This window comes from Streptomyces sp. NPDC056479, assembly GCF_042795335.1.
Taxonomy (GTDB): Bacteria; Actinomycetota; Actinomycetes; order Streptomycetales; family Streptomycetaceae; genus Streptomyces.
Genome location: NZ_JBHTRZ010000007.1, coordinates 543119 through 556437 on the forward strand (window position 1 = coordinate 543119; position 13319 = coordinate 556437).

At 67.1% G+C, this 13319-nt stretch carries 17 protein-coding genes; 8 read left to right on the plus strand and 9 right to left on the minus strand.

What is annotated here, in order from left to right:
• Positions 1 to 154: 154 nt before the first annotated feature.
• The gene (locus ACFQ6S_RS28720) at positions 155 to 766 is read right to left on the minus strand and encodes a hypothetical protein (protein WP_383415725.1); all 612 of its coding nucleotides are present in this window, start codon (positions 764 to 766) and stop codon (positions 155 to 157) included.
• 34 nt (positions 767 to 800) lie between these two features.
• Positions 801 to 1319, minus strand: a complete 519-nt coding sequence (locus ACFQ6S_RS28725) for a hypothetical protein (RefSeq protein ID WP_383415727.1) — start codon at positions 1317 to 1319, stop codon at positions 801 to 803.
• 192 nt (positions 1320 to 1511) lie between these two features.
• Here ACFQ6S_RS28725 and ACFQ6S_RS28730 point away from each other — a divergent pair, with 192 nt between their 5' ends.
• From ACFQ6S_RS28730 to ACFQ6S_RS28760, 7 genes are all read left to right on the plus strand, one after another.
• Positions 1512 to 1835: a WXG100 family type VII secretion target gene (locus ACFQ6S_RS28730; protein WP_383415890.1), complete on the plus strand. Its 324-nt coding sequence runs from the start codon at positions 1512 to 1514 to the stop codon at positions 1833 to 1835.
• Between the two features lie 20 nt (positions 1836 to 1855).
• A complete protein-coding gene (locus tag ACFQ6S_RS28735) occupies positions 1856 to 2953 on the plus strand; it encodes a PE-PGRS family protein (protein WP_383415730.1) in 1098 nt (365 codons plus the stop codon).
• A 91-nt stretch (positions 2954 to 3044) separates the two neighbouring features.
• Entirely contained in the window at positions 3045 to 3434 is a 390-nt protein-coding gene (locus ACFQ6S_RS28740; RefSeq protein WP_383415733.1) for a hypothetical protein, read from the plus strand.
• A gap of 318 nt (positions 3435 to 3752) precedes the next feature.
• Positions 3753 to 4166 carry a hypothetical protein gene (locus ACFQ6S_RS28745; protein WP_383415736.1) on the plus strand — a complete coding sequence of 138 codons (414 nt, stop codon included), beginning with the start codon at positions 3753 to 3755 and terminating at the stop codon, positions 4164 to 4166.
• Positions 4167 to 4234: 68 nt separating this feature from the next.
• Positions 4235 to 5365: a hypothetical protein gene (locus ACFQ6S_RS28750; RefSeq protein ID WP_383415739.1), complete on the plus strand. Its 1131-nt coding sequence runs from the start codon at positions 4235 to 4237 to the stop codon at positions 5363 to 5365.
• Positions 5366 to 5386: 21 nt separating this feature from the next.
• Positions 5387 to 5671, plus strand: a complete 285-nt coding sequence (locus ACFQ6S_RS28755) for a hypothetical protein (RefSeq protein WP_383415742.1) — start codon at positions 5387 to 5389, stop codon at positions 5669 to 5671.
• Between the two features lie 4 nt (positions 5672 to 5675).
• Entirely contained in the window at positions 5676 to 6017 is a 342-nt protein-coding gene (locus ACFQ6S_RS28760; RefSeq protein ID WP_383415744.1) for a hypothetical protein, read from the plus strand.
• 79 nt (positions 6018 to 6096) lie between these two features.
• Here the strand turns inward: ACFQ6S_RS28760 and ACFQ6S_RS28765 are convergent, their stop codons facing one another.
• The 3 genes from ACFQ6S_RS28765 to ACFQ6S_RS28775 form a co-directional block, all read right to left on the minus strand.
• On the minus strand, positions 6097 to 6618 hold the full coding sequence (locus ACFQ6S_RS28765) for a hypothetical protein (protein ID WP_383415747.1): 522 nt from the start codon (positions 6616 to 6618) through the stop codon (positions 6097 to 6099).
• Between the two features lie 421 nt (positions 6619 to 7039).
• Positions 7040 to 8050 carry a hypothetical protein gene (locus ACFQ6S_RS28770; RefSeq protein WP_383415749.1) on the minus strand — a complete coding sequence of 337 codons (1011 nt, stop codon included), beginning with the start codon at positions 8048 to 8050 and terminating at the stop codon, positions 7040 to 7042.
• 153 nt (positions 8051 to 8203) lie between these two features.
• Positions 8204 to 8554, minus strand: coding sequence for a hypothetical protein (locus tag ACFQ6S_RS28775; protein WP_383415752.1), 351 nt, complete (start codon positions 8552 to 8554; stop codon positions 8204 to 8206).
• A 306-nt stretch (positions 8555 to 8860) separates the two neighbouring features.
• Between ACFQ6S_RS28775 and ACFQ6S_RS28780 the strand changes: the two genes are divergently transcribed.
• Positions 8861 to 9289: a hypothetical protein gene (locus ACFQ6S_RS28780; protein WP_383415755.1), complete on the plus strand. Its 429-nt coding sequence runs from the start codon at positions 8861 to 8863 to the stop codon at positions 9287 to 9289.
• A gap of 188 nt (positions 9290 to 9477) precedes the next feature.
• Here ACFQ6S_RS28780 and ACFQ6S_RS28785 read toward each other — a convergent pair whose 3' ends face one another.
• The 4 genes from ACFQ6S_RS28785 to ACFQ6S_RS28800 all read right to left on the minus strand — a co-directional run bounded on the left by ACFQ6S_RS28785 (position 9478) and on the right by ACFQ6S_RS28800 (position 13164).
• The gene (locus tag ACFQ6S_RS28785; RefSeq protein ID WP_383415758.1) at positions 9478 to 9639 is read right to left on the minus strand and encodes a hypothetical protein; all 162 of its coding nucleotides are present in this window, start codon (positions 9637 to 9639) and stop codon (positions 9478 to 9480) included.
• Between the two features lie 544 nt (positions 9640 to 10183).
• Positions 10184 to 10387 carry a hypothetical protein gene (locus tag ACFQ6S_RS28790; RefSeq protein WP_383415761.1) on the minus strand — a complete coding sequence of 68 codons (204 nt, stop codon included), beginning with the start codon at positions 10385 to 10387 and terminating at the stop codon, positions 10184 to 10186.
• A 373-nt stretch (positions 10388 to 10760) separates the two neighbouring features.
• Positions 10761 to 12956 (minus strand): SUKH-4 family immunity protein, encoded by a 2196-nt coding sequence (locus ACFQ6S_RS28795; protein WP_383415763.1) that lies wholly within the window; start codon positions 12954 to 12956, stop codon positions 10761 to 10763.
• A 31-nt stretch (positions 12957 to 12987) separates the two neighbouring features.
• Positions 12988 to 13164, minus strand: a complete 177-nt coding sequence (locus ACFQ6S_RS28800) for a hypothetical protein (RefSeq protein WP_383415766.1) — start codon at positions 13162 to 13164, stop codon at positions 12988 to 12990.
• Between the last annotated feature and the right edge of the window lie 155 nt (positions 13165 to 13319).

Sequence of the window (13319 nt, forward strand, 5' to 3'; positions counted from 1 at the left end):
CTCGGGGCCTCTTTCTTTCTTTTTTGTGTTTTGTCCCCGGAGGTTTCCGACACGGGGGGGGTGCAGCAAAACCCCCCCCCCCCCTTTCCCCCCCCCCCCGAGCCAGTTGGGCGGGGCGCGATACTCGTCGGCTGCTCGACAGCCGGGGTGTCCGTCACAAGAGGAACATCACCAAGAGGCTGACCGCGAAGCCGCACACACCCACCACGATCAGTGTGTAGACCGTGCTGATCAGGCCCTGACCCGCAGCCTCCTTCGCATGGCGGAAGTCGGACGCACCGCCAAAGACGAAGCCAGTGGCGGTGCAGAGGAGGCCGAGGGAGAGGAGGATCAGAGCTGCGAACCACCACACAGCGCCGACCGCGATCGCGCCGACCCACCCGTGGTCCTGCTGGTAGGACGTCTCGCCGGTCTTGAGGGCCTCGATCACGTCCCCGCGCTGGTGCAGGGCGTCGCTCTTCAGCTCGGCGTTGATGTCCTTGGTGGAGCCGTCGGTCGCGGTGAAGGTGCCGTAGCACCACTTGGTCTTGGTCTTCTTGCGTGAACTGCTCGACGTGCTCGAGCGGTACTTGTAGTCGACGGTGCAGGTCTCGACGGTGAGCTTGCCCGGGGTGGACGTGGCGTAGGAGTAGGGGCCGAGGTAGGCGCCCAGGGCCATGAGGACCAGGCTTACGAGGATCAGGCCCGCGCCGATGAGGCGGCCGAGGCCCGAACGGTCGCCGGGGGCGCTGGTGTTCGGCGAGGGGGTGCCTTGTACTTGTGTCATTGGGGGTGGCTCCTCAGAGTGCGGATGACGGGCATCACAGGGCGACGGCGCAGACGGCTGCCGCAAGGATGCCCAGGGTGAAGAGGCCTCCCACGAGGGGGCCGGTGATGGAAGAGGCCGGCAGGGAATTCCAGGACGCCGTGAAACCGGGGCCGTTGCGGGAGCCGAAGCCGGTGAGAAGGCAGAAGATGCCGGATGCCAGCAAGGAGAGGCACAGCGCGAGAATCGCGGCGTCGTCTCCGGGGTCCCGGTCCTGCGGTTGTTCGAAGGTGTCTTCTACTTGCACCACGGGGATTTTCGACCCGGCCTCGAAACGCGATGAAGTGTCCACTTCTATGTTTTGGTAAGAAGTCGCGCCGTGTTGCGCGGTCCAGCTGCCGGTGCAGCTGAACTTGAGTTCGCTGGAACGACGACGCGTGCCGTAGTGGGTCCTCGTGTGCGTCTCGCATGAAGAAACCGTGAGGGTCCCTGTCGTGCCGTCACCGGCGAGTTCACTGCGGAGTTCTGGAATGGTCACCGTGGCGATGGCCGTGGCCGTGAGAAGCAGTCCCAATCCGATGAGCCTTCCCAGCCACGGGCTCGCTGAGCTGCTGTAACGCGGCCGTGTTGTCACCACTTGGGATCCCTTTGAATAACTTGACGATCTCTTGACCGATGGGGTTTCTGGGGCGTGCGCGAGGAGTCTAAGCTATCGGTCTGTCGCGCAATACGACGTGCTGTAAAGGGAGTTCGGGGGAGAGTGACGATGTTCGACACCTTTAGCGTGGACACGGCTGTACTACGTCAGCAGGGGCAGATGTTCGCCGATCTTGGCGGTGATTTCGCGAAGGCTTCCAAGCGCCTTCAGGGAGACCTGGAAGGGATCGGTGAGCCCTGGGCGGACGCCGATTTCGGGGAGATCTTCGGGGAGATTTACACCCCAATTCGTGACGGAATCTTCACGTCGATGGACAGTCTCGCGGAACGGCTCCAGAAGATCGGGCACAACCTGCAGGACAACGCTCGCAACTACGACGCATCCGATGCGTCGAACAGTGGCCTGCTGGGCGGCATCGCCGGTCAACTCTAAGCGAATTCGGGGTTATCGGTATGTCGCTCACACTGCCCGGCGAGCTCGTCTGGGTGCTCGACCTCCTCGGCTACAGCTGGCCCGAGGCCGACGAAGAAGCGCTGCACCAGGTCGCCGAGACCTGGCGGAGCTTCGGTACTGAACTGGAGAAGATCGAGGCGCAGGGCGAGGGTCTGGCCCGCACCGTCGTCGCCTCCAACTTCGGCTCCGCCATCGAGGGCTTCAGCAAGGACTGGGGCGCCTACACGGGCGCGAACGGCGAGGACAGTTACCTCCCGGACGCGAAGACCGCCTGCGAAGTGATCGCCTTCGCCTTCGACGCGGCCGCAATCGCGGTCCTGACGGCGAAGTTGTCCGTGATCGCCCAGCTCATCGCCCTGGCCATCGAGATCATCGCGGCGCAGGCGGCGGCGCCGTTCACCTTCGGACTGTCCGAGGTCGGCGCGCTGGGTGCGACGCAGGCCACCCGGTTGATCGTCCGCGAGCTGCTGGACAGGCTCAAGAAGGAGGTCATGGAGGCGGTCACCAAGGCCATGGAGCACGCCACCATGGACGCCCTCAAGAAGGTCGCCAAGAAGGTGGTCAAGGACCAGGTCAAGCAGTTCGTCCAGGAGAAGGTCGTCGACGCCGCCAAGGACAAGGCCCGCGAGGCCGCCGTCGGCATGGCCCAGAACGTCGGTCAGCAGAGCATCGAGGCCTACTTCGACGCGCGGTCCGGAATCGACCTCGGCGAGACGGCGGACGTCGCCAAGACGGCGGCCGGTGAGTATCTGGGCGGCCTGAAGAACGAGGTCACCGGGGGTGAGGGGTCCTCGCTCGCCGGCTACGCGGATCCGAATACGTACGTGGATCACGCGAAGGAGACCGTCACGGGCGCGGTCGGGGATCGCGCACAGCAGGGGGTCGACGCGTTCGTCGGGCATGGTGCCAACGCCAACGCCAACGCCAACGCCAACGCCAACGCCGGCGACGGTGATGTGCAGGCCTCCGGGTCCTCCGGCGCCTCGGACGCCGCACGGACGTCCAGCCGCGGTGCGCCCACGACCTCCGCGACCCGCCCGGGCTCGTCCACCTCCTCGGCGCAAGCGGACGACTGGGCTCGGAACGAGTTCGGGTGACGCGACCACTGCTCCTGAGCGCCAGTACGCCCTCCACGACCTCCACTCCCTCCACCGCCGACACCGCCGACACTAAGGACGCACCGCACCCATGACCGCGGACCGGGAAATCCAGGACGAGGAACTCATGGGCATCGCCCGGGACCCCGAGCAGGCCCTACGGCTGCACCGCTCCCTGCGCACCATCGCCGGCGCGACCTCGCTCGGCCCGGACCTGCGTGAGATGGCGCGGTCCGTGCTGAGCGGGGGCGTCGACATCGAGGACGCCTTCCAGGACCCCCGCTACACCGAGGCCGTGTACCAGCGGATGCACGAGATCCGCCGGGCCGCAGACGATCAGACGTACGCGGAACGCCAGCAGTCCGCGGCCCGGTTCGTGGAGTGGGATGCGCGGCAGCAGGCGGACCTGGACCGGGAGCGTGCTGAGCGGGATGCGCCGGTGCATGGCTCCGGCGGGGGAGGGCGGGCTGTTCAGCGCTGAGGTGCTGCAGCTGCATCGAAGCCGCCAGCCGCCAGACCTATTGCGCGCCGCCAGCCGCCAGACCTATGCGCAATGGGCAGTTTCTCAAAAAAGGTCCAATATGGGTGGATCGTCGCCCTATCTGATGAATCCGATCGTCGGCGCGCAATTCTCCTCGGAACCTTCACGCTCAGCCACCTGCTGGTCAATTCGCAAGAGTGCAGGGACGATACGGCCTCGCTGCGAGGTGCTCCCACTCACCGTGTGTTGAAGCGTTCGCGCGTGCGTTGGTAGGTTCACGCCGGTCGACACCCGCCGAACCTCCGATGAGGTAATCCCTTGGACAGCGCCGCCAACAGTTCCGGCAAGCCCGTGGACGACTCCGAGTTTTTGGAGATGACCCAGCAGGACGCCGCCCAGGCCAAGATGCTGCGGCAGTCGCTGGAGCATCTCGCCTCGGGGCTGGGTGGTCCGGCGATGAAGGAGATGGCCCAGGAGGTTCTCTCCGGCCGTATGGGGCTGCGTGAGGCGGCCGATGTGTCGGCCTACGCCGAGGAGGCCGTCGTACAGTCCGCGCCGCTCGCCGAGAAATGGGCCGCCATGTCCGACAGCGAGCGTGAGGCGCTCGCGGCGGAGGGAGAGCGCCGGCTCGAGGAGGGGCGGCGGGAGCTCGAGGAGGAGCGCCGCGCGGCGTCCGAGAACCGGTCCGGCGAGAAGTCGCGTCACGACGGGCGTGGCTGGTCCTTGTACTGAGGCACCCGGGCGCCTCGGATACCGAGGTGCCGAACCGTCGTAGTTCTGACGCAGGCAATGGGGGAGAAATGAACTTTCGTGTGGAACCCGGTGCGCTCGACGGCTTCTCCAAGCTCGTGGGGCGTGCCGCGGACGGCAGTGCGCAGGCGGTCTCGTACACCGGTAATCACGCCCAGATCGACGCGTCGGTGGGCGGAGCGGCCTGGGACCTCGTCGCGGGCGACCACGAGCAGTACGTCAATGAGGCCAAGAAGGCCCTGGGGAAGGTCAAGAGCCTTCTTGAGTCGTCCGAGAAGGAACTGACCGGCACGGCCAAGTACTACCGGGCGACGGACACCGACGAAGCCGCCAAGCTCGATGCGACCTATCCGGGCTCCAAGGTGTCGGGCGGCGGCTCGGGGGGCGATCCGCAGGACTTCTCCGACGCCAATGACGCCGTGGATGTGCTGAAGCCTCCGGGTGACCCCAGCAACCCCATCGTCAAGTACGCGTCGGGACATGCGGACGAATTCCAGATGAGTCCCGTGCAGAAGTCGCTGGGCAGCCTCCTCGACCTGGGCAGCCCCTCGGCGATGGCCGTGGAGGCGTCCAAGCTGCTCTTCGACTTCGACCCCTTCGCCGAAGTGACGAACTGGGTGTTCGGAGACTGGAACAAGTACAACGACTGCTCCGACGTGTGGGGCAATCTGGCGTCCTTCTGCGACTCGGTGGCCGCCAATGTCCGCAAGGGCACTCAGAACGTCGGTCTGACCTGGGACGGCAACGCCGCGAACGCCGCGTCCGTCTACTTCGACGAGTTCACCAAGAAACTCGAGGAGATCAAGGAGACGTTCAAGTCCCTGCAGAGCTGCTATGCGCAAGCGGCGCAGATGGCGTTCCAGTTCGCGGAATTCCTGAAGTCGTTCCTGGTGATGTTCTGCGACCTGCTCGTCATCTGGCTGGTCAACCTGCTCGCGGCGCAGGCCGTCAACGCGATTCCGGTCGGCGGTCAGGTTGCGTCGGCGGCCATGTTCGCGCTGGCCGCGGCCGAGGCCATCCGGCTCATGCAGCTGTGGGCCGAGGCGTCCAGGGCGTTCGACGCGTTCGCGTCGGCGCTGAGCGCGCTCGGCGTGGTCATGTCGACGGCCGTCAACGGGTTCTCCGCCGCGGACGGATTCCCGCAGGTGGGTAGCAGTGGTTACGACCATGCCGCGGTATAGGCGCTAGGAGCCCGGGCGATCATGAGTTTCTTCGGTGGGGCCGACAACCTCGAGCTCTTCCTCTCGCGCTCCCGCGTGATGAGCGTCGTCTCGGTGCCGGTCTGTCTGGCCGTCATGGTCTTCTTCATCACGGAAGAGGGCTGGCGCTTCAGCCTGTTGTTGTGTGGCGTCCTGCCGGTGATCGCCGCGTACCTGGGCGTGCGGGGCAAGAACGAGATCCGTGCCGGGATGGCCGCGGCGGGGCTCGGCCTCGCCCTCGTCACGCTGCCGTTGACGTTCGTGCTGGCCTCGCTCGAGGGAGCGTAGGCCCATGGGGATGCCGCCGGGCGGGGGCGACGACGAGCTGCGTGCGCGGTTCCGGGCCGGGGCCCGGGCGGGGCTCGCGGAGCAACGGGAGGGCGATGAGCGGCGGGCCCGTGGGATGTACGCGGCGTTCGCCGGGTTGGCCGCCGTCGTCTGCCTCGGGCTGATCGTCGTACGGCTTGGCGGGGGCGACGCGGGCGGGGTCTGGGTCGCCTCTTACGCCGTGGGGGCCGTGCTCGGCGGCTGCGGATTTGTGCTTGCCCGGAGGGGCCGTACCCGCTGGGCGATGGTGGTTGTCTGTGTCGCCGTGGCGTTGGCGGGGATTGGCGACAGCCCTGCTCTTCGCTAGCCCCGCTCTTCGCTGAAGCCGAACTGGGGGAGTTACCGGCCGGGCGCCCGGAAGAGGACCCGGGCGGCAACCGAGGAGATCACCTCTGACGGCGCCTGCTGCCGATGAGGTACGCCACGCCCCAGGCCGCGGCCGCGGCGAGTAGCAGGCCGAGGGGGGAGAACCAGTCGACTCCGCCGTCCGTCTCGTTGTTCCACCAGGCCTTGGCCGGCCAGACGGGCTCGTACCTGAACAGGTCCCAGACGGCACCGGGTGACTCGGCCTCGGCGACTACGAGCGGGATGGAGTTGGTGTAGCCGAAGAACGCGCCGAGCGCGGCTATGACGGCGCCCCAGACGTGGGCGCCAGTGTTCCGGTGACCCACCATGCCGACCAACCAGCCGACAATCGCTCCGTTGAGCAGTGCGTGACCCAGATAGAGGGTGTTGGCCGTCGTGACCGACTGGTCCTTGTACGTGGCCAGGATGAGACCGCTGTAGAGCAGCGAGACCACGACCGACGCGAAGAAACCGAGGAAGACCGCACCCACGGGATGACCGCTTGCGTTCGGCCGCTGCCCGTACGGCGCCTGGAACGGCGGGGCCTGGTGCATCGGGTACATCGGTTGCACCGGGTGTCCCGGGACAGGGGGTGCTCCGGGGTGCATGGGGGGCTGGCCGGGGACGGGCGGCGGACCCGCCTGCATCGGGGGCTGGCCGGGTGCGGACGGCGGGCCGAATCCCGGTGCGCCGAATCCCGGTGCGCCGAATCCTGGTGCGCCGAATCCCGGCGCCTGCTGCGGCGGGGTCGGCTGCGCGTACGGGTTGCTGGCGTCCTGCGGAGGCTGGGGCGGCTGGGGTGGCTGCGGCGGCGGTTGAAACGGCGGCTGGCTCATCGGATTCCCACGGAGTGAACAAGTAAGAACAGCAAGTTATCAGTGAGATCAGGAGACGGGCGTCGGGGGCGGAGCGGACGGTGTGAAGGGCGCTTCGGATGATTCGGCGCTCGGCGGCACGGCGCTCGTCCGTGCCGCCGAACCTTGCTCAGATGGACAGGGCGCCCCTGAAACGGGAGTTGGGCACGTCGGGGTGCGTGGTGGCGAGCCAGCCGTGGCCGTGGGTGCCGTCCGCGTGCATCGGGCCGGGCTCGACAGAGAGGTTGAAGGCTGCCGTGAGCGCGTCCGGGACGCCCTCGGCGTATTGCTCGGCCTCCTCCTCGTCCACCGCGTTCTCCCTGTACTCGATCTCGAAGGGCAGCGGTTGTCCCAGGAACTCCGGGTCTGAGTAGGTGCCGTAACCGCGCACTCTGCGACCGTTGCGGGCGACGTACCAGTTCTCGGCCGAGTGGTAGGGGTCGAGAAGGTAGAGGTGGGCCTCGCCGCAGTGTTTGCTCAGTTTGTCTGCCTGCATGAAGCCGTCGAGTTCGTCGATGAAAGAATTGCCCCACAGCATGCGCCAATTACTGATGGCCAGAGCCGAGCTCCAGCTTTCGAATTCCGGGGTGATGAAGACCCGGTAGGCGGTCCGAGCCCTGCCCGATGAATCCTTGAACTCCATCGAGTCGGCGGCGCGCGTGGTGGCGTCCACACCCATGACGGTGGTCACCGGCCGGAGATCATGCAGGCCGAGTGCGGCTACGGCGTCGTCGAGCCGGTCCGCCGGGAAGGCCAGCCAGCGGCCGCCCTCCGAGGGTGTCTGCACCGGGAGTTCGTCCAGCAGCTTGATCCGCACGAGCCGTTCCACAGTGCGGCGATCGACCTCGTCGAGGCACTCGGCGCCGCCCAGGTCGACCAGGACCTTGAGGGCGTTGCCGCGCAGACGGCCCGGACCATGCCGACGTATCTCGCGAAGGCGAGGCAGTGCCTCGTCGCCGAGACGCCTCAGGACGGATTCGGCGCTCCATTTCAGAAGGGATCGGGAGGCGATGCCTACGTGCGGCAACAGCGACTCGACGACCTGAGGGCCGATGGCGACCAGGCCGTCCTCCGCGGCCCTGCGCAGGCCACGGTCCTTGCCGGAGGCGTCGTGGAGGAGAGAGTCGATGGGTTCCGGCACGGGGGTGCCTCCTTGGGGGCTCGTAGGAATTAAATGGAGAGCGCCGGTGGGGGTGAGTTCACGCACGGAGCGCTGCCCGGCCGAGCACCTGATCCGAGTACGGCCGCCACCCGCGACTGCGGACGGCGGCCATGCCGGAACGCGAACCGAAGCTCACACCTCGGTGAAGCACAACGTGTAGTCGAAGCCCCGGGTGTTGCGGTACTGGATGCCGTAGTCGTACTTCGACTCGCACTCCTGGTTCTGGCCGGGCAGGAGGGCACCCGTCTTGTACTCGGCCTCGGGCGAGCCACAGTCGACGACCGTGGGCAGCGGCTTGCCCTGGGGGTCCGCGACCTTGACACAGTCACCGATCTCCGGGTCGTGTGTCTTCGCCTCCTCGGCTGCCGCCGACGCCGAAGCCTCTGCCTTGGCTTTGCCGCCGGTGGGGCTGGTGTTGTAGTCCCAGACGTAGTAGCCCAGCCCGCCGAAGATCGCTATGACGACGACGGCCGCCTTTACCATCCGCAAAGCCGCTCCCGGCTGCGGGCGCTGCGGACCGCGAGGCGGCTGTGGCTGCGGCGGGTATCCGTACGGCTGCTGCGGCTGGCCGTAGGGTTGTTGTGCCTGCCCGTACGGCGGTTGGGGTTGGCCGTAGGGCTGGTTCGGGTACTGCGGTGGAGGCGTCGACATGCCTGGAACCCCGTGATTTGCGTGAACGAATATGGATCAACGCGAAGTTGACTGGGCGAGACTATCCTCCGGCGGCATCCGCACGTGACGCGAGATACTGGGGATGTCGAGCGGCGAGACGCATCGAGGAGAGACGACATGACCGGCCAACCCCAGAACCCATCGAATCCGCAGGAGCCCTCGCAGGATCGAGGCGTGCTGGACGAGGCGCTCGAACCGGCGCAGATACGTTCACTGAACTCCGCCCTGCGCAAGCTGACCGAGACCGACGGTGTCAGCAAAGACATGCAGGAGGCCGCCAAGAGGATGCTCTCCGGCCGCCTCGCCCTGCGCGACGCCCTGGACGACCCCGCGGTGGCACGCGCCATGGGCGGAGGCATGGCGTCCCTGCGCGGTCAGTGGGAGTCGCTGTCGGAGGAGGAGCGCGACCGGGTCAGGCACGGGGAGGCACTGACGGGCGGTGGCGCCTCTTCTGAGTCCCCTGAACAGAAGGGTCCGCAGAGCCAGTCCTCTCAGCCACCGAAGAAGGGGCAGGGGCGTCACAGCGGGGGGTTCTCGTTGTACTGATCCGGCCGGGCCTACGGGGGCGGGAGTTCGGGCTGGGGGTGGGGTGCGCGGACGGTCTGGAGGGCTTGGTCGGAGGTTCTGGGCGGCGTATCGGGGAGCATGCACGCCAGATGCTTCGCGACGTGACCTGGAGGGATGACAAGGGCGTCCGTCTTCCCGGGTACACCTCTCGCCGCCACGACCTCGCTTCAGCCGTTGTCATGGAGCGTGTAGGTCCAGGCCCGGGCGCTTCCGCAGTCCTCGTCGATTGCGGTCAGCATGTTCTCGATCTCATCCCGGATGTCCTTGCGCTCCGTCCGGCTTGATGCCATGGGCAGCAGGCACCGCCCCAGTACGTAGTTCTGCAGCATGGTGGCCCACTGAACGTTGGCCAGCAGTGCGACGCCGCCTCTCCGAATACGTTTGGCACCGTCAACGAGTGAGGCCGGAGAGTCGGCGACGCCCCAGGCGCGGAGGAGGTGATGGGCTATGTCATCCGCGGTCCTGCCTTGGCAATCGACGTGGACGGCACCCGGAATCCTGGCTGCCAGCTCGCCGAGCAAGGCGCTCTTCCCGGATCCCGATGCACCCCGGACGGCGAGGGTCCGGTACAGGCGATGAGGCTCGGTGAGCCAAGCTTCGGCCTGTTGGAGTGCCCGCTCAGGTGTCGATTCCACTTGATCCTCGATTCGGCGTACTTCTCCGTCTGCCAGCAGTGCATCATCGCCAGACGCTCGGGGAATGACCGCAAAACTTGCCCGGTGGCTGCCGTACCCACGGGATCGCCGCACGCACGGGGGCGGGGCGGCAGTATGCCGCGATGTGTTCTGGGCCACGGCGCTCGGCCAGAAGGTCACACCGAAGACACCCCGTCACGCCAATCTGGTTGAAAGGTCTGCCGGTTGGCCCACGGTGTCAGACCCATGCAGCCCCGTAGGAGGCCAAGTCCCAGGTGCTGTCCTCGAAGTCGTGCCCCTCGAGGATGAGTGTCCAGGCCTCGGCCCGGGCGGCGGCACCGTCGATCTGCTCGCACCACCTGGCGAGGTTGTGCTGCGCGTCCTTGTGGTCGGCTGTGTAGGGGAAGTGTGTCCTGCGGAACTCGTCGTACAACCGGACCATGGCGAAGAACTGACTGAGGCTGCTGCCGGCGACGGGGTCGGGCGAGCCACCGTGGTGTCCCCAGGGGTGCTGGCGGCGAAATCTGCCAGAAGTGCAGTCTTTCCGGCTCCGGAGGGGCCATCGACGTAGATAATGCCCCGCTTGGGTGGAAGTTCAGATAGCTGTGAGTTGATCTGGTCCGAGGCTCCCTCCAGGTTGAGGTGAGAATGCACAGTGGGCAGCGTCCTTTCATGGTGATGGGCATCACTCTGAGCGGCGAGCGCGCGCAAGCCAGCGACCTGGCCCCCAGTCGGGGATGGGACCCTCGGCAGCGTGGGTCATGGGCTTCAGTTCTCAGCGTGACGGGGGTTCCGGTGCGGTTCCGGCGCCCGTGTCAGAGCGATTCCGGGTCATCCAGGTATCCGCCCAGTGCTGCTTGCCAGTTGGACGATGCGGCGGCTTCGGGGTCGATCTCCTTCGCCCAGGCCTTCACGCTCCAGTGAGTGTCGGCCTTCTCGGCGCTCCCGCGGGGGAAGTCACTCAAGGGCAGGAGGCGGTACAGGCCGACCAGGGTCATGAATTGGGACAGGCTGTTCCCGAGCAGTTCGGTTCCGGCGACCGAGGCGAGCAGAACGCGGCCGCTTCGGCCCTCCAGGATGACGGGTTCGGTGAGCCAATGGCCCAGGCGGTAGGCGGGTTCGGAGGATTCCGAACGTTCGACAGGTGTGAGCTCGGCTCCGTCCACGGCCACCGTGGTCAAGAACGCCGGTGCGCTTCCGTCGAGTTCAGGGAAGCCGACTTCGCAGAGCAACGCACCGGCCTCTGGCTCGGTCAGGTCGGCGGGCAGGGCGGTGACGGGGAGGCGGCGCAGAGCCTGGTCGCCGAATGCGGTGGCAAACCATGCGGTGAGCGCTTCGCGCTGTCCGGAGACGGAGGTAGGCATAGGCCACACGGCCGTGGAGCGGAAGGACGGGACGAGGGAGCGCCGCCAAGAGTCCGTCCCAGGCGTCAGGTCTTCGGGGCGCAGGACATCGAACGCGTAGAGGCCTCTCGGGCCGTACGCCACCCAGCGTTCCCCGTCCACCGCTTCTGCCCCGCAGTCCGGTAGCAGGCGCATCGGCGACTCAGGACCAGGCGCCGGGCCGGGGGAGTGGATGTGGCGGCGGGTTTCGAGCGCACTTCCGGCTGTCCGTTCCACGGCTCCCTCAGAGGTGATGAACTGCTGGACGACCCGAGGTGCCAGCAACTCCCTGCCGTCCGAAAGCCGCCATACGCGTTCCAGGGCTTCTGTATCGCCCAACTCGACGTCGTAGTCGTCCTCTTTGTCGAAGAAACCATCGCACTGGCTTGCCGCGACGGGAGTGCCGGCGATGGTGCCGATGTCCACCGCGTCCACGGATCCGGCGAGTTCGGGCCGGTCGCCCAGGACTCCGTAGGGGCGCCACCTCGACCATGCGGTGCGCCAGGCGAGCGGTACTGGGCTCACGTTCTCCAACGCGTCGGCCCAGCCGCGGCGCCCACGGTTTACGGCAGCCCAGTGCAGCCAGGCCAGCCACTCGCTCTGTGAGTCGGGGGTAACGCCGTCGCCGTCCAGGTAGTGGGCGTCGCCGGCGACGCCGCCCACCGGCGGGCCTTCGGGCCACGCCAGTCTGATCGCTTGCTGCAGTGAGTCGCGATCGGCGACTGCGGCCAACGCTGGCTTGTCATCGATGAGTTGGGGCAGCGTTCCGGAGAGTGCGGCATGGACGGCGAGTGCGCGATTCGCGTAGGCCACGATCCGTGCGTCGGCCGTGCCTTCGGCTGTCCGTCGGGCCTCGGCGAGGAGCGCGTCGGCCATCGACTGCTGCTCGGCACGGGTGAGGGGTGCGGCCTCGCGGAGCAGGTGCTTGAGGGCGTCCGTCGACAGCCTCACGGTCGTTGCGCCGTCCGCGTCCCGTTCCAGGAGCAACACGGCAGACAGTTCCTGTCCGCTGCGGCGCAGGTCGTCCTCTGTACGCCGGCCACCCAGCGCGGTGTCCAGGAACGCCCAAACAGGGAGGGGGATTTCACGCAACTCCGCTGCGGCCAGGGCGCGCAACGCGGGGTGACCCATGAGCAGGGCGGTGGGGTCAGGACCTTCGACCTCCGCTTCCAACACAATCTCGTCCGCACCGTCGGCCCGCGCCGGGCCGCTGGGCCCGCCGAGTTCGAGGACGGGCAGCACATGGCCCTGACCCCGGCGACTGAACTGCGCGGCGACGCGCTGGATGTCGTATGCCTCGTCCGGAGAGGAGAAGAGGCGGCCTGACCATTGCACGTTGGCCAGGAGCACGATGCCCCCTGTGCGCATCCCCGCGAGCGCATCCTCCAATGGATCCCGCAGGGGGCGGTGCCTGACCTTGAGACCGAAGTGGGTGAGAAGCCGGTCGAGCACTTCCTCCGCGGTGAGGCCACGGCAGTCCAGGAGGAGTGAATCGGGCAGGTCTTCGTGAAGGGCTGTCAGGAGGGCCGACTTCCCCGCCCCCGGAGATCCGCGCAGCGACAACATCGGCCCGGCCTTCGGAGGGTCGAGCAGCCAGTCCAGGATTTCCAGCTCTGCGTCCTCGCTCAACACTGTTCTCACCTCTGTCCGGCCTGACCAATCAGGGTACGTCAGCGCTGGCGGCGAGTTTCATCCAGACCCTCGCGAGTTCTCCACGGTAGCGGTCCATGTCGGTGCTGCGCTTTTCGGCGGCATCCTTTCGGCGATTCTCGATCTCCTTCGCCTTCGGCTCGTCCGACATGGCTTGGAATTTCGGATCCTCGTTGAGCTTCTGCATTTCTGCGGGTGTGAGTTCGCCCATTCGGTATCCGGCGCCGTAGACGACCTTTGTCTTGTTCTGCTCTTCCGGGACAGCCGATTTTTCTTCGTCGCTCTTTTCGCTGTACTGCTGTCGGTCCTGCCCGGTGGGGCGCTCGAATTCGTGCGCGAGGC